15 protein-coding genes are annotated in these 14047 nt (G+C 75.9%); 9 read left to right on the top strand and 6 right to left on the bottom strand.

The window, feature by feature from the left end:
• Window positions 1-226 precede the first annotated feature (226 nt).
• The gene (locus ACFY2K_RS28115; RefSeq protein ID WP_387715070.1) at window positions 227-2431 is read left to right on the top strand and encodes a BTAD domain-containing putative transcriptional regulator; all 2205 of its coding nucleotides are present in this window, start codon (window positions 227-229) and stop codon (window positions 2429-2431) included.
• Window positions 2432-2451: 20 nt separating this feature from the next.
• Here the strand turns inward: ACFY2K_RS28115 and ACFY2K_RS28110 are convergent, their stop codons facing one another.
• Together ACFY2K_RS28110 and ACFY2K_RS28105 are read right to left on the bottom strand one after the other, a co-directional pair.
• The gene (locus ACFY2K_RS28110) at window positions 2452-2904 is read right to left on the bottom strand and encodes a nuclear transport factor 2 family protein (protein ID WP_375884102.1); all 453 of its coding nucleotides are present in this window, start codon (window positions 2902-2904) and stop codon (window positions 2452-2454) included.
• A gap of 156 nt (window positions 2905-3060) precedes the next feature.
• Window positions 3061-3543: a DUF6882 domain-containing protein gene (locus tag ACFY2K_RS28105; RefSeq protein WP_380592356.1), complete on the bottom strand. Its 483-nt coding sequence runs from the start codon at window positions 3541-3543 to the stop codon at window positions 3061-3063.
• An 88-nt stretch (window positions 3544-3631) separates the two neighbouring features.
• Here ACFY2K_RS28105 and ACFY2K_RS28100 point away from each other — a divergent pair, with 88 nt between their 5' ends.
• Complete coding sequence (locus tag ACFY2K_RS28100; protein WP_380592357.1) at window positions 3632-4606, top strand: hypothetical protein; 975 nt, start codon at window positions 3632-3634, stop codon at window positions 4604-4606.
• Window positions 4607-4642: 36 nt separating this feature from the next.
• On the opposite strand, the gene ACFY2K_RS28095 is transcribed toward ACFY2K_RS28100, so the two are convergent.
• Window positions 4643-5635, bottom strand: coding sequence for an alpha/beta fold hydrolase (locus ACFY2K_RS28095; protein WP_387715066.1), 993 nt, complete (start codon window positions 5633-5635; stop codon window positions 4643-4645).
• 142 nt (window positions 5636-5777) lie between these two features.
• Between ACFY2K_RS28095 and ACFY2K_RS28090 the strand changes: the two genes are divergently transcribed.
• From ACFY2K_RS28090 to ACFY2K_RS28080, 3 genes are all read left to right on the top strand, one after another.
• Entirely contained in the window at window positions 5778-6422 is a 645-nt protein-coding gene (locus tag ACFY2K_RS28090) for a helix-turn-helix domain-containing protein (protein WP_387715063.1), read from the top strand.
• 130 nt (window positions 6423-6552) lie between these two features.
• Window positions 6553-7278 (top strand): DUF2625 family protein, encoded by a 726-nt coding sequence (locus tag ACFY2K_RS28085; protein WP_387715060.1) that lies wholly within the window; start codon window positions 6553-6555, stop codon window positions 7276-7278.
• Between the two features lie 86 nt (window positions 7279-7364).
• Window positions 7365-7934, top strand: a complete 570-nt coding sequence (locus tag ACFY2K_RS28080) for a maleylpyruvate isomerase N-terminal domain-containing protein (protein WP_387715057.1) — start codon at window positions 7365-7367, stop codon at window positions 7932-7934.
• A gap of 153 nt (window positions 7935-8087) precedes the next feature.
• On the opposite strand, the gene ACFY2K_RS28075 is transcribed toward ACFY2K_RS28080, so the two are convergent.
• Window positions 8088-8540 carry a MarR family winged helix-turn-helix transcriptional regulator gene (locus ACFY2K_RS28075; RefSeq protein ID WP_375884116.1) on the bottom strand — a complete coding sequence of 151 codons (453 nt, stop codon included), beginning with the start codon at window positions 8538-8540 and terminating at the stop codon, window positions 8088-8090.
• Window positions 8541-8704: 164 nt separating this feature from the next.
• On the opposite strand from ACFY2K_RS28075, the gene ACFY2K_RS28070 reads away from it, so the two are divergent.
• The 4 genes from ACFY2K_RS28070 (at window position 8705) to ACFY2K_RS28055 (ending at window position 12528) form a co-directional block, all read left to right on the top strand.
• Entirely contained in the window at window positions 8705-9034 is a 330-nt protein-coding gene (locus ACFY2K_RS28070) for a YrdB family protein (RefSeq protein WP_380643267.1), read from the top strand.
• A 168-nt stretch (window positions 9035-9202) separates the two neighbouring features.
• Window positions 9203-9346 carry a hypothetical protein gene (locus ACFY2K_RS28065; protein WP_387715054.1) on the top strand — a complete coding sequence of 48 codons (144 nt, stop codon included), beginning with the start codon at window positions 9203-9205 and terminating at the stop codon, window positions 9344-9346.
• 33 nt (window positions 9347-9379) lie between these two features.
• The gene (locus tag ACFY2K_RS28060; protein ID WP_387715051.1) at window positions 9380-11080 is read left to right on the top strand and encodes a hypothetical protein; all 1701 of its coding nucleotides are present in this window, start codon (window positions 9380-9382) and stop codon (window positions 11078-11080) included.
• A 350-nt stretch (window positions 11081-11430) separates the two neighbouring features.
• The gene (locus tag ACFY2K_RS28055) at window positions 11431-12528 is read left to right on the top strand and encodes a peptidoglycan-binding protein (protein ID WP_380592373.1); all 1098 of its coding nucleotides are present in this window, start codon (window positions 11431-11433) and stop codon (window positions 12526-12528) included.
• A 64-nt stretch (window positions 12529-12592) separates the two neighbouring features.
• On the opposite strand, the gene ACFY2K_RS28050 is transcribed toward ACFY2K_RS28055, so the two are convergent.
• The gene (locus ACFY2K_RS28050; RefSeq protein WP_387715047.1) at window positions 12593-13684 is read right to left on the bottom strand and encodes a hypothetical protein; all 1092 of its coding nucleotides are present in this window, start codon (window positions 13682-13684) and stop codon (window positions 12593-12595) included.
• Window positions 13681-13965 (bottom strand): hypothetical protein, encoded by a 285-nt coding sequence (locus ACFY2K_RS28045; protein ID WP_387715044.1) that lies wholly within the window; start codon window positions 13963-13965, stop codon window positions 13681-13683. Before ACFY2K_RS28045 ends, ACFY2K_RS28050 begins: the two co-directional genes overlap by 4 nt.
• Between the last annotated feature and the right edge of the window lie 82 nt (window positions 13966-14047).

The following is a 14047-nucleotide window of genomic DNA, read 5'->3' as shown; positions in this document are numbered from 1 at the left end:
CGGACGAGGCCGACAGATCCGGTTGAGGACCCGAGGTCAGTCAGAGGTTGAGTCAGACCTGCCCGGGAACCGCTCATGAACATCCTCACTGTCAGATGTGCTCGATTCCCAAAGCCCCCTTGGTAGTTGTGTTGCTTTACCAATCGGTTCGGGGGCTTGGACGAAGATCGCCCCGGTTCGTATCCTCAGCCCGTTCTGTCATGTCCCCGGCACTCAGGGAGTGGGTGTGCGCGTCCGGCTGTTGGGCCGAGTCGAGCTCCGTTGCGAGCAGGGGCGCCCCGTCGCCCTGGCGGGTGCGCGCCGCAGGGCGGTGCTCGCCCTGCTCGCGAGCGAACTCAACGACCACGTCACCGTCGAGCGGCTGCTCGACACGGTGTGGGAGGGCGCGCCGCCGCCCACCGCCCGCGCCGCCCTGCACGGGCACGTCTCCGCCGTCCGGCGCAGCCTCGGCGAGGGCCTCACCCTGCTCACCCGCGCCCAGGGCTACGTCCTCGTCGGGGACCCCGAACTGGTCGACGCCGAGCACTTCCAACGGCTGACGGCCGCCGCCGAGGAGACCGCCGACGCCGTACGGGCCGCCGCCCTCCTGCGTGAGGCCCTCGACCTCTGGGACGGTCCCGCCCTCACCGACTCCGGCTCGCTCACCCTGACCGCCACCACCGGTCGACGGCTCGACACCGCCCGTACCCACGCGGTCGAGCGGCTCGCCGATCGGCTGCTGAGCCTCGGCCGGGGCGCCGAGGCCCTCGACGACCTCCGGGCCGTCGTCACCGCCGACCCCCGGCGCGAGCCCGCCGCCGCCCTGCTGGCCCGCTGCCTCCGGCAGGCCGGGGACGGCCGTCCCGCCGCTCCCGTTTCCATTCCCGCCCCCGTGCCTGCCCCCGTGCCTGCCCCCGTGCCCGCCTCCGGCCCCGCCGCCGGCCCCGGCGACGCCCTGCCCAGGCCCGGCACCGCCCTGGTCGGGCGCGCCGACGACCTGCGCCGCCTGGACGACGCCGCCTGCCGCGCCGACGGCCGGCCCGTGCTCGTCACCGGAGTCGCCGGAGCCGGGAAGAGCAGCCTCGTCCTGCACTGGGCCCATGCCGGCGCCGACCGCTTCCCCGACGGCCGGATCCACCTCGACCTGCGCGGCTTCGGCGAGGAGGAACCCCTCACCCCGGCCGCCGCCCTCGCCCTCCTGCTCACCCGCCTCGGCGTCCCGCCCGCCGAGGTACCCGAGGACCGGGCCCGGGCGGGCGCCCTGCTCCGGCGGCTGACCGAGGGTCGGCTGCTGCTGATCGTCCTCGACGGCGCCCGCTCCGCCGAACAGGTCGAACCGCTGCTGCCCGGCGCCCCCGAACCCGTCGTGGTGGTCACCAGCCGCTCCCGGCTCACCGACCTCGTCGTCCGCGAAGCCGCCATCCCGCTGCCCGTCGGCGGCCTGCCCGAGGACGAGGCCGTCGACCTGCTCGGCCGGATCGCCGGCCCCGAGCGGGTCGCCGCCGACCCGGCCGCCGCCCGCCGGCTCGCCGCGCTCTGCGACGGACTGCCCCTCGCCCTGCGGGTGGCCGGCGCCCGGCTCGCCTCCCGGCCCGCCTGGTCCCTCGACGACCTCGTCCACGAGATGTCCGACCGGACCACCGGACTCGCCGCCCTCGCCACCGGCGGCACCCTCGGCATCGCGGCCGCCCTCGGCCGGACCGTCCGCGCCTTGCCCGCCGAGGCCCGTCGGCTGTTCACCCTGTCCGGACTCCACCCCGGAGGGACCCTCGACAGCGCCGCCGCAGCCGCCCTCGCCGGTGTCCCCCGGGCCCGCGCGCGCGAACTCCTCGCCGAACTGGACGCGGCCCACCTCGTCCAGGAGGCCTCGCCCGGCCGCTTCCGCGGCGACCGTCTGGCGGGCCTCTACGCCGCCGAACTCGCCGCCGAACTCCCCGCCCACGACCGGGCCGAGGCGACCCGCCGCCTCCTCGACCACGCCGTGGACGCGGCCGCCGCGGCCCTCGAACGCCTCACCACCGCCGTCCCCACCCAGTGCCTCTCCGCGCGCGCCTTCGAAACCGCCGACCAGGCCCTGGAATTGGCCCGCGGCCTGGTCACCGGCCTGGCCCGGCAGCTGACCGAACGTCCGGGCCCGGACCGGGTGGCGGACGGCGGGCCGGAGCGCATCCTCGACCGGCTGAGCCGCACCCTCGCCGAAGCCTGCCGCGGACCGGCCACCGGGCCCGCCCCGACGGAGCCGCCCCACGGCCACACCCACACCGCCCCCGAGGGCGCTGAGGGCGCCGACCCCGGGGAGTGCGCCCTGATGGACCGCCTCCTCGCCGACCTCCTCCGCACCACCCCGGTGGTCCGACGCACCGAGCCCCCCGGTGCGGGCCCGGCCCCGGCCCCGGCCGTCCCGGCGGACGCGCGGGCACCGGGGCCGAGGCCGGGTCCGAGGCCGGGCTGAACCTCGGGTACGACGGCTCGCTACGGCCGTCCGCCCCGAGGCCACCCCTGGGCGTCGAAGACGGCGACCGGGTCGAGGTAGTCGCGCCAGTGCTTCACCTTGCGGTCCTCGACGGTCAGCACGGAGACGAAGTGGTTGTCGTAGGGCCGCCCCGTCGGAACCGACCTGCCGTGGACCGCGTACTCCAGCACCACCACCGAGGTCTCGCGGTCCCGGTGCACCCGGAGGCCGTCCGCGCCGTGCAGCTCCACGTAGTCGCCGTAGTCGCGGTACAGGTCGACGATCCCCTGGCGCCCCTCGACCCGCCGCGGGTACCCCGGGACGGTGATCACGAACTCGAAGACCACGTCCTCGGCCAGCAGGTCGTAGAAGTCCTCGCCGTCGACCAGGCCGTCCAGTCCCTCCTTGACGATCCGGAAGAACGGGCTGTTCGCCCCCACCAGGGGGGTGTCGTCACCGACGGTCCTGCTCATTTCGCCTCCGGGGGCCGGGTACGGGCGTGGTTCACGGCTCCATGCTCGCGGCTCGGGGGAGGTCTTCCCGGCGCGAATCGCCCGGTTTCCGGCGGGCGGCTCGCGCGGGCCCGCCGCGATCAGCGGCCTGGCCCGGCGCCCGCACGCCCGTGGCCGTCAACCGGTGGCGGGCGCCAGGTCGTGCACCAGGAAGTGGAGCTGCCCGTCGTCCGTGGACTCCGCCCACAGCCCGTCGGCGTCCAGCACGGACGCCGCGACCATCCGGGCCTCGGCGACCAGCTCGGGACGGTGGTCGAAGCCCGGCCACGGCAGGACGGGGAAGTCGTTCTCCTCGCCGTACCGCCGGACCCGCTCGATGTCGCCGAGGACCGCGCGCGGCAGCGAGTCGTTCGCCCAGGACCACAGCCAGGACTGCTGGGCGAGGCTGACGCTGCCGATCATCGTGAGACGGCCGGCGAGGAACACCTTCCCGGCGCGCGACCAGGTGATCCGCGCATCGTCCAACGACCAGTGGTACTGCACGTCACCCGACGGCCCGAAGCGGTCGACCATGAGGGCCTGCCGGGCGCGGGCACGTTCGCGGGCCGCGAGTACGACCTCCTCCCAGTCGGAGTGGTCATGCTTCGAGCGGTCGTTCACGGTGTCTCCTCGTACAGAACTTTCGGCGAGATCCTCTCATCCGGCGGGCGGGGGAGGAGGTGTCAGTGGTCTGCGGTTGACTGGTGCGATGGACGAACTCGCCGACCACCTCCACCGCGTCGACGCCCTGCTGGCCCGTCCGGCACCGGGCCTCGCCCGCCTGCCGGTGGCGACCGGTGGCGACCTGGACGCCGCCCTGCGCCGCCTGGTCGAGGCGCTGCGCCCCCGCTGGGGGTCCTCGCGCACCCTGGCCACCGGCGGCTTCGTCGACCCCACCCTCGACGAGGGCCGCGGGCTGCCGTTGGTGTCAGCGTTCCCCGGGGGCGTGGTCGACCTGTGCGGGTGGGCGGTGGGCGGGCGCTGGGTCGGCTGCGGGATCGTCCGGCCGGACGGCGGGAGCGGCGAACCGCAGCTCCTCGTGCTGACGGCTCCCCGGGCGGACCCGGCGGAACTCGCCCTTCCCGCCGACTACTTCGAGGAGGACGACCGGGCCGAAGGGTCGGGTGCCCGCTGGGTGCGACGGCTCGCCGCGGTGACCGGCCGGCCCCGGTCGCGGCAGTGGTCCGTCGACTGGCCGTCGGCCGAGGCCGGGCTCGGCACCGCCCTGCCAGCCGACTACCGGCACTTGGTGGAGCACTTCGGCCCCGGCACGTTCGCGGGTTTCCTCGACATCTTCCTGCCCGGTCCCCAGCCCGGCTCCGACGATCCCTCCTGCCTGGTGAGGAACGCCCGAACCCTCGCCGAACTCGCCGCCGCCCACCCCGACATCGCCGCGGTCTACCACCCCTACCGGCTCCACCCCGCCCCCGGCGGGCTCCTGCAGTGGGCCGGCTCCGTCCAGGCCGACCAGTTCTACTGGCTGACGGAGGGCCCGGACCCGGACCGGTGGCCGGTCCTCGCCCGCAACGAGGACGGCGACCACGAGGCCCGCTTCGACGGCTCCACCGCCGAGTTCGTCCACCGCCTCCTCGCCGACCACCGGCACCCCTTCTCCATCGCGGAACTCCTCGACCACCGCGACTTCGAGCCGTACGAACCCCACTCCTCCTGCGAGGACGAGTGACGGACGCAGGCCCGCCGCCCCGGCCCGGGCGTGCCGTCAGGCCGGGAGGGCGTCGAGCCATTCGGTCAGCAGGCGGTTGACCTCCGCGGGCCGCTCCTGCTGGATCCAGTGCCCGCAGCCGTCGAGGAGGTGGGCGGCCGCCAGGCCGGGCAGGGTGGTGGGGAAGGCGGCGATCGCGTCGGCCAGCCAGGTCGTGGAGGCGTCCAGCGCCCCGCCGATGAACAGGGACGGCTGCTCGATCGGCGCGCCGCGGTACGGGGCGAGGTCCGCCCAGTCGCGGTCCATGGCGCGGTAGCGGTTGAGCGCCCCGGTCATGCCGGTGCGCTCGAACTCGCCCGCGTACACGTCGAGGTCCTCCTCGGTCAGCCAGCCGGGGAGCGCGCCCCGGGGGAAGCGGTCGCGCAGGCGGCCGCCGGCGCGGGCCAGGAAGTGCGGGTCCGGCTCGTCCCGGCCCGGCATGGTGCCGGCGGACAGGGCCGCGTAGAAGCCCGCGAGCCAGCCCCGGAGGTCGGACTCCATCTCCGCCTCGGCCCGGCCGGGCTCCTGGAAGTACGAGACGTAGAACTCCTCCTCCTCGCCGCCCAGTTGGGCGAGTACCTCGCCGGGGCGGGGGCCGCCGGGCGGCGCGTAGGGGACGCTCAGCAGGGCGACGGCGCGGAAGACCCCGGGGTGCAGCAGGGCGGAGGTGGCCGCGATGCCGGCACCCCAGTCGTGCCCGACGAGCACCGCCCGCTCCTCGCCGAGGGCGCGGACCACGGCGACGTTGTCCGCCGCCAGGTCGACCATCCGGTAGGCGTCCGGCCCGGCCGGCGTGCAGGACCGGCCGTAGCCGCGCACGTCGAGTGCCACGGCCCGGTACCCCGCCGCGGCGAGGGCCGGGAGCTGGTGGCGCCAGGAGTACCAGGACTCGGGGAAGCCGTGCAGGAGCAGCACCAGCGGTCCGCTGCCCTGCTCGACCAGGTGCAGGCGCCCGGCGGGCCCCTCGACGGTGCGGTGGTGCGGTTCGGCGGACGGCAAGGGGCGGTTCATCGCAACTCCTCGGTGAACGGGCGGGTGCGGCTGCCCACCGATCATGCGGCGCCGCGCCCGCCCGGCGCGAAGATCCTTGACATCCTGGCAAACTGGCAGGACAGGGCGTCGGCGAGGGTACGACCGGAGGGGGCGGGCAGCGATGACGGACGACCGTACGGCCGACGTGCTGGCGAGCATCGGCCCCCGGCTGCGGGCCGCGCGCGAGCGGCGCGGGGCCACCCTCACCGGCGTCAGCCGCGCGACCGGGATCGCCCTGAGCACGCTGTCGCGGATCGAGACCGGCCGGCGCCGACCGACCCTGGAGGTGCTGCTGCGGCTCGCGCAGGAGTACGGCGCCTCACTCGACGAGCTGGCCGGCACCACTCCCGCTCCCCCCGCCGGCGCGACGACACGGCGGCGGCGCCCCGACGCCACCGACAAGTCCGTGCTGCCGCTGACCCGCTACGTGGGTGGCCTGCACGCCCACAAGCACGTCCTGCCCGCCGCCGCCGCCACCGCCGCCACCGCCGCCACCGCCGACGCCGACGCGCCACCGGCCCGGCCCCGGCAGTCCTCCCACGACGGGTACGAGTGGCTCTGCGTCCTGTACGGGCGGCTCCGGCTGGCCCTCGGCGACCAGGACCTGATCCTGGGCGCCGGTGACGTCGCCGAGTTCGACACCCGCACCCCCCACGGCGTCGCGAACGCCGGGACCGACGCCCCGGTCGAGTACCTGGTCATGTTCGGCCCCCAGGGCGAGGTCCTCCGCCCCCGCACCCCGCCCCTCGGCCGCACCGCCCGCTAGCGGAGCGGCCTCCCGGCGGGCAGGTGCCGAGCGGGCAACGGCAGTTGCCGGCCCCGACCGGCAGGCGGGCAGGCGGGCAGGCGGGCGGGCGGATGCCGGGGCCGGGCGGGTTCGGTGCGATCATCCTCGGATGCGAGAGATCGACGAGTTGACCGAGGTGGACGATCCGGCGTGGCCCGAGCTGGCGGCGACGATCGCGGCGGCGGCCGTGCCGGTGGAGCTGCTGCCGGTCGACCAGGAGGAGGGGCGCCGCTGCCTCCTGCAGTTGCAGGTGACGGCGCGGTCGGTGCTCGGCGCCCTGGTCCTGAACACGGGCGGGCTGCTGCTGGACGACGGGTGGGTGCGGGTGTTCGGCGGCGGTGCGGCCGGGGACGGGGGCCTGCCGAGCCTGGGCCGGGTCAACGGGTTCCCGGCGGCCTTCGAGTCCGCCTGGCATCCCGCGGACGGTCTCGTCGTCGGCCACGACGCCGTGGGCGGGGTCTTCGCGCTGAACGGCCACGACCCCGCGGCGGCGGGCCGTCCGGGCGCGCCGGGGCAGATCACCTACTTCGCTCCCGACACCCTGGAATGGGAGGCCCTGGGGATCGGCCACTCGGCCTGGGTCTCCTGGCTGCTCTCGGGCGGTGCGGAGAGCTTCTACGACGGTGTGCGCTGGCCCGGTTGGCGGGCGGAGGCCGCGGCCCTGACCCCGTCCCAGGGGATCACGGTGTTCCCGTTCCTGTGGTCCGAGCAGGCCCAGGCGGACCTGGCGGCCACCAGCCGCCGTGCGGTGCCGATGCACGAGGTGCTCGGAGTGGCGGCCGACTTCGCCGGGCAGGCGGGGCTGACCGACCCGGGATTCCTCGGCGAGGTCTGAGGCGACGCGCCCACCTGCGCCGGCGGGCGTGAAGACGCCGCGGCCACATCCCCTTCGCACCGCACGAACCGCACGAGGAGCTGCACATGGACCACCGGGACGTCGACACGGCCCTGGCGGAGTCGCTGAAGGTCCTGGGACTGCATGCCGACGAGGACTGGACGGTGCCGGCCGGTCCGCTGGAGTGGAGCTGCTGGGAGACGGCGGCTCACATCGCGCACGACCTGCTGGCCTACGCGGGGCAGGTGGCAGCACGTCCCGCCGACTCCTACCTCCCGTTCGACCTGACCGTCCGCCCCACCGCCTCCCCGGCCGAGGTGCTCCGGACGGTCGCCGCCTGCGGCTGCCTCCTCAGCTCCGCACTGGCCGCGGCCGGTCCGACCTCGCGTGCCTGGCACTGGGGTCCCTGCGATCCCGAGGGCTTCGCGGCCATGGGCGTCGCTGAAATCCTGCTGCACACGCACGACATCACCCAGGGGCTGGCCGTGGACTGGCAGCCGCCCGCACCGCTGTGCGCGGCCGTCCTCGGTCGGCTGTTCCCCGACGCTCCTCCCGGAGACCCCGTCCAGGTGCTGCTCTGGTGCACCGGCCGCCAGGAACTGGACGGCCTTCCCCGCCGAACCTCGTGGGTGTGGAAGGCGGCGCGCTCCGACTGACCGCACCCACCCGGCGAACCGTCTCGGTCACGGCACGGGCCGGTCGGTGGGGCGGCGGTCGGTAGGGCTGGTCGGTGGGGCGGCGGGCGGCGTCGGTGCGAGGGCACCGGCGCCGCCTTCGCGTTCCGGGGGCCCGGGGGCCGGAACCCGGGGTCATTCCTCGACCGGCAGCCCGGCCTCGCGGGCGAGCACACCCAGGGCCCGGCGGAGGGACTCGCGTTCGGCGGGGGAGAGGGCGGCGGCCAACTCGTCGTCGACGGCGTGCGCCAGGGCGGTGCACTCGTGCAGCAGGGCGCGGCCGTCCGCGGTGAGGGTCAGCGTCTGGCGGCGGCGGTCGGCGGGGTCGCGCTCGCGGGCCACCGCGCCCAGCGCCTGCAACTGGTCGGCCAGGCTGACCACCAGGCTCGGCGCCACTCCCATCACCTGGGCCAGCTCCAGTTGGGAGGCGGCGGCACCCGCGTCGAGGGTGGCGAGCAGCGCGACGTGCTTCGGCTTGAGGCCGCGGCTCTCGACGGCGGCGGTGAAGCGCGCGGTGGCGACGGTGCCCAGGGTGCCGAGGCGGAAGGCGAGCGAGGAGGTCAGCGAAGGGGGGTTGACGGCGTCCATGGCGGCGATAATATCTCCACAGAATCATTCAGGGCTCGAATCATTGGAGGTGTGCTTGATATGCGGGGGACGATGACGGACTCACCGCCGCTCGGGGCCGGCGCCCTGGCGCTGCCGCACCTGGCGACGGCGCGGCGGGCCACCGGGGGCGCACGATGACCGCGGTGCTGCGCACGGCCGACGACGCGCTCGCCTTCCTGCTCGAACTCGCCGTCTACGCCGCCGCCGTACGGTTCGCACTCACCCGGCGCACCACCCGGCCGGCCCGCTGGGCACTCGCCCTCGCCCTGCCCGCCGGGTACGTCGCGGTCTGGGCCCTGTTCGGCGCACCGGGCGCGCAGGTGCCGCTGCACGGGGCGGCCCGGGCGGTGCTGGACCTGGTCTGGTTCGGCAGCGCGGCCGTCCTGCTCCGGGCAACGGGGCTGCGCCGTACGGCGGTTGTCTTCGCGCTGGGCTACCTGCTGACCACGGCGGTGCACCTGGCGCTGAGCTGAGGCGGGCCGAGGTGGGCCGTGCCGTGCGGCGGGGCGACGGCCGACCGGGGGAGCGGTGAACCGGAGCGGGGCGGCGGGCCGTATCCCCCGGCGAGAAATCCCCGTGGGCGGCGGCGGACCCGGGACGGGCCGGGTGTCGGCCGGCCCTGACTCAGGAGAGCGACCGCCATGCCCAAACACCGGCTCAGCCGCCGTCGGCGGATCGCCGCCGCTGCCACCGCGATCGCGGCCGGCGGCGTCCTGATCGTCGCGCAGAACGACGCCCCGGCCGCCGCCACCGACCCGGTCGGCCTCAACGCCGCCTACGAGTAACTGGGTTGGGGCGACGCCCAGGACCCGGTCGCGGTGATGAAGGCGACCGGGCTCAAGCAGTTCACCCTCGCCTTCCTGCTCGCCGGCCAGGGCTGCGACCCGCGCTGGGACGGCAGCCGTCCGCTGACCGGCGGGGACGACCAGGCGAAGATCAAGGCGATCCGCGCGGCCGGCGGCGAGGCGGTGGCCTCCTTCGGCGGCTGGGACGGCGCCAAGCTCGGCGAGAAGTGCGCGGACTCCACCCAACTCGCCGCCGCCTACCAGAAGGTGATCGACGCCTACCAGTTGAAGGCGATCGACATCGACATCGAGTCCACCGAGCTGACCAGCGCCGACGCCCGGCAGCGAGTGGTCGAGGCACTCGGGGCGGTCAAGGCGAAGAACCCCGGCCTGCGGGTCTACGTCACCTTCAGCACCGAACTGAACGGCCCGGACGCCGACGGCGCGGACCTGATCGCCCGGGCCGCCAAGGCCCGCGTGGAGGTGGACGGTTGGGTGGTGATGCCGTTCGACTTCGACAGCCACCCCGGCACCATGGTCGACGCCACCGTCTCCGCCCTGACCGGCCTCCAGCAGGCCCTCGTCCACGCCTACGGCTACGACGCGGACACCGCCTGGCGGCACACCGGCCTGTCCTCCATCAACGGGCACTCCGACAGCAAGGACGAGCTGGTCGGCCCGGCGGACTTCCGCGCCATGCGGGACTTCGCGGCCGCCCACCACCTGGCCCGCTTCACCTACTGGGCCGTCAACCGGGACCGCCCGTGCGGCGGGGAGTTCACTGCGGAGAGCGCCTCGGTCTGCGGCGGGATCCAGCAGGACCCGTACGCCTTCACCAGGATCGTGGCCGGCTACCACGTCGACTCCACCCCTGGGGGACCTGTCGGCACCAGCTCCCACTGCCCGGACCCCGAGCCCGCCAATCCCGAGCCCGCCACCGGTGTGACCACCACCGCGAAGCCCGCGGCCGACGGCGGGCCACCCGCTCCGACGGCCACCCGCAAGCAGACCCGGCGCGCGGCGACCGAGGCCACCGCCGCCACCGGGATGCCGGCGGACGACCACCAGCCGCCGGAATCGGGCGCCTCACCGTCGCCGACGGCCACCCGGCAGCAGGAGCGGCGCGCGGCGAGCGCCGCCACCGCCACGGCCGGGGAACCGGCCGGTCCGACGGACGACGGCTCCGACGGGCCCACGGCGAGCCCGAGCGCGAGCCGGACCAAGCACGGGACGCCCAGGGCCACCGCCTCCGCCGCGTCCCCCACCGAGTCCCGCGCCACGAGCACCCGTACGGCCCCCGCGACGCCGACGGCGGACTGCACCACGGTCTCGGCCCCCGCGCCCGGCCCGACCACCCCGACCGGTACCGGTACCGGCACGGGCAATGGAACGGCTCAGCCGAGCCGGACGCCGGCGCCCACCGCGACCGCGACCGCCCCCGCCTCCGACACCGACCCGGCGCCGACCGACGAGCCCACCACGGCGCTCCCGGCCCCGACCCCGACCCAGTCCTCCGCCCCCACCACGTCCCCCAGTCCCGCCGCCCCCGCCCCGGCGCCCACCACCGAAGCGGCCTCCGGCACGGGCTCCGGCACCGGCCAGGCCCTGGCCCACACCGGCGGCGGCGACGCCACCGGCATCCTGATGGAGGGCGCCGGCGCCCTGCTGCTGCTCGGCGGCGCCTTCGGCATGGTCGGCACCCGCCGCCGCCGCGAAGGCGAGCGTGCCCGGTAGCGGGCACCGCCCCGGGCCGAGCGGCCGCCCGCCCGGCCCGGGGCGAGGTGAGGGTCCGTGAGGTGACCGAGCGCGTGGCGGCCCGCGCGGTGGAGGACGTGCGGGACGGTTTCCCGGGATGCGGGCCGGGACGCCGCGGATTCCCCGGTGGCCGAGGGCTGCGGCGGACGCCGTCCTTCCGTCCGTCGGCCCAGCTCAACGGCTGCGCCCGTTGGGTGCCGTACCCGGGTGGCGGCTCGTCCCATCGTCCGGGCGGGTGCCGTGAGACGCGGCCGTCCGGCGGATGGGACGGCGTACCCCTCCCGTACGGGTGGCCGGGTGAGGCAGAGTTCTGACGAATCATCATGGATTTGGAGACCCCTGTGAACACCGTCCTCCCCACCCGGCGCCGCTTGTCGCTGGGCCTGGCCCTGGCGTCCGTGCTGACGGGCGTCGGCGCCTTCACCGCCTCGGCGGCCTCCGCCGCGACCGTGCCGGCCCCGATACCGATCACCTCTCCGTCCTGCCCGGCCAACCTCCAGAAGGGCGAGGTCGACGGCTGCGTCACCCAGCTCCAGCTGGAGCTCAACCAGACCGGCGCCCACCTCACCGTGGACGGGCAGTTCGGCTCGGGTACGGACACGGCGGTGCGCGACTTCCAGACCGCGCACTCCCTGGACGTGGACGGCATCGTCGGCCGGGCCACCAAGGCGGCCATAGACGCGGCCGCGGCGGCCGCCTCCGGCACGGTCGACCTGCGCACCCAGTGCGGGGACCTGCAGAAGGGCGCCACCGGCGCGTGCGCCAAGACCCTGCAGTCCATGCTGAACACCTTCAACGCGGGCCGCCTCACCGTGGACGGGCAGTTCGGCCCCGCCACCGACACGGCGGTGCGCAACTTCCAGGCCGCGCACGCCCTGGCCATCGACGGCATCGTCGGCACGGCCGTCAAGAACGCCCTCTACGGCAGCAAGCCCGTCCCGCTGCCCAGCGGCCCGATCGACTCCACCAAGGTCCTGAACGCGGCCAAGTCCTACCTGGGCGTCCCGTACGTGTGGGGCGGCGGCCACTCGCTGCGCGGCGAGGGCCCCGGCCCGTCGCTGGGCACCTGCGACGGCTACACCGGTTCGATCCAGCCCTGCCCGGCCAACACCACCGTCGGCGTGGACTGCTCGGGCCTGGTCCGCGCGGCCTTCTGGTTCGGCGCCGGCATCGACCTCGCCAACGGCGGCGACACCACCGAGCAGACCCTGGACAAGCACCTCACCCCGATCACGGAGTCCCAGCGCCGCCCGGGCGACGTCGAGTACTTCGGCAACGGCCCGCACGACACCCACCACGTGGTGATCTACGCCGGCACCGACTCCGCCACCGGCGCGGACATGATGTACGAGGCCAAGGAGACGGGTACCAACGTGCACTACGCCGGTCTGCGCACCGGCGGGTACTGGTACCGCGTGACCGCCTGACGGTCTGACGGATGGCCCTACGGGCGCTCGCGCGGGTGACGGTTGCCGTCACCCGCGCGTCGCGTCACCCCTGGCAGGTGACCCGGATCGCGGCGGCCGCGAGGTGGGCGTGGGTGGCCCGGCCGGAGCCGGTCCAGTCCTGGCCGCGGTTGTGGAGGCGGACGGTCAGTGGTCCGGCCTGGGCGCGGAAGGTGCCGGCGTCCACCCAGCTGCCGCGGTGGGAGACCTGGTCGACGGTGAAGGACCCGAGGTCGGCGCCGGAGACGGCGGCCACCGTGTAGTAGGCGGGGGCGCCGCCGACCTGTTGGACCGAGGAGGAGTCCGGGACGTAGACGGCGACGGCGCAGGAGGCCGGGCCGGGGCCGGTGTCGAAGGTCCACAGGGCGTAGGTGCTGTTGTCGTCCTTGGCGCGGTCGCCGGACATCGGGACCGCGTCGTACCGACCGTCGCAGGAATCGCCGCCGTAGCCGCCGCTGCTGACGGTGACCCAGCCGTCGGCCCCCTGGCGGAACGCCCCGACCTCCTGGAACCGGGCGCCGGGGCCGGAGCAGCCGAGTCCGGCGACGGCCCGGTAGCCGGGGGCGGGCTGTGGGGCGGGCGGGGCCTGCGGGGCGGCAGGGGCGGCCAAGGCGGGTGTCGCGGCTGGTGCGGCTGGTGCGGGGGTGGTGGCCGCCGGGGCGGCGGGCCGGGAGGCCTGGGCCGTGGGCGGGGCCTGGTGCGGGTCGTCGGTCGGGGACGGCGCGGCGGACGGGCTCCCGGTGGGCGTGCCGGTGGGGTCGGCGGAGCTGCCGGGCGTCGCGGTCGGCTCGGTCGGCCCGGTGGGTGCGGGCGTCGGGGGGTGGGCCCGGCCGTGGGTGCCCAGGGGCGAGCGGCCGGTCGGCGCGGCGGCCGTAGCCGGGTCGCCGCTGCCGCCGTCCGGCTCGATGAACGGGGCGACGAGCAGCAGGACCGCGCCGGTGGCCATCGAGGCGGCCATCGCGATCCGGCGGGCGTCCCAGCGGGACCGGTCGCCCAGCCGGCCGAGGCCGGCGGACAGCCGGGCGGCGAGCGGGCCGGCGGTGGGGTGCGGCGGGTCCGTTTCGCCTTCCTCTTCCTCGGCGATCCAGGGCAGTTGGAGGCCGGGGCCCGGTGTCGTGCCGTGCGGGTCCTCGTTCAACGGGGGCCTCCGGCGGGGTCGGTGAGGTCGGCGGGGACGGTGAGGGCCCCGGCGGTGTCCGCCCCGTCCGGCAGCGGTGCCCGGACCCCGGTGCGGGTCGGGCCGGACGGTGGCCGGGCCGGGGTTCCGGCCGCTGCGGGCGCCGCCGCGCCGGCCGGGTGCGGCCGGGCGGGAGCGGGTGGGGGCGGGACGTGCACCGCGAGGAGTCCGGCCGTGACGAGGCCGGCGGCGGCCGCGCAGCAGATCACGGAGATCCGCCTCGGTGATTCGGTCCTGGTCACGTGTGCTCTCCCCGGGTGACGGTGCTCGCCGGGTTGCACGGCCGGCGGGCACCGACCGGTTCACGGCGCCGACCGGTTCACG

The sequence above is a fragment of the Kitasatospora sp. NPDC001309 genome (genome assembly GCF_042896295.1).
Lineage (GTDB): Bacteria > Actinomycetota > Actinomycetes > Streptomycetales > Streptomycetaceae > Kitasatospora.
This window is presented reverse-complemented; position numbering and strand designations above follow the sequence as displayed.

What these genes read in the sequence shown, in the direction of transcription:
- ACFY2K_RS28075 (WP_375884116.1), bottom strand. Translation starts at nt 8,540, where the DNA reads ATGGACGCCGTCAACCCCCCTTCGCTGACCTCCTCGCTCGCCTTCCGC.
- ACFY2K_RS28085 (WP_387715060.1), top strand. Translation starts at nt 6,553, where the DNA reads ATGCGAGAGATCGACGAGTTGACCGAGGTGGACGATCCGGCGTGGCCC.
- ACFY2K_RS28110 (WP_375884102.1), bottom strand. Translation starts at nt 2,904, where the DNA reads ATGAGCAGGACCGTCGGTGACGACACCCCCCTGGTGGGGGCGAACAGC.
- ACFY2K_RS28095 (WP_387715066.1), bottom strand. Translation starts at nt 5,635, where the DNA reads ATGAACCGCCCCTTGCCGTCCGCCGAACCGCACCACCGCACCGTCGAG.
- ACFY2K_RS28080 (WP_387715057.1), top strand. Translation starts at nt 7,365, where the DNA reads ATGGACCACCGGGACGTCGACACGGCCCTGGCGGAGTCGCTGAAGGTC.
- ACFY2K_RS28100 (WP_380592357.1), top strand. Translation starts at nt 3,632, where the DNA reads ATGGACGAACTCGCCGACCACCTCCACCGCGTCGACGCCCTGCTGGCC.
- ACFY2K_RS28090 (WP_387715063.1), top strand. Translation starts at nt 5,778, where the DNA reads ATGACGGACGACCGTACGGCCGACGTGCTGGCGAGCATCGGCCCCCGG.
- ACFY2K_RS28065 (WP_387715054.1), top strand. Translation starts at nt 9,203, where the DNA reads ATGCCCAAACACCGGCTCAGCCGCCGTCGGCGGATCGCCGCCGCTGCC.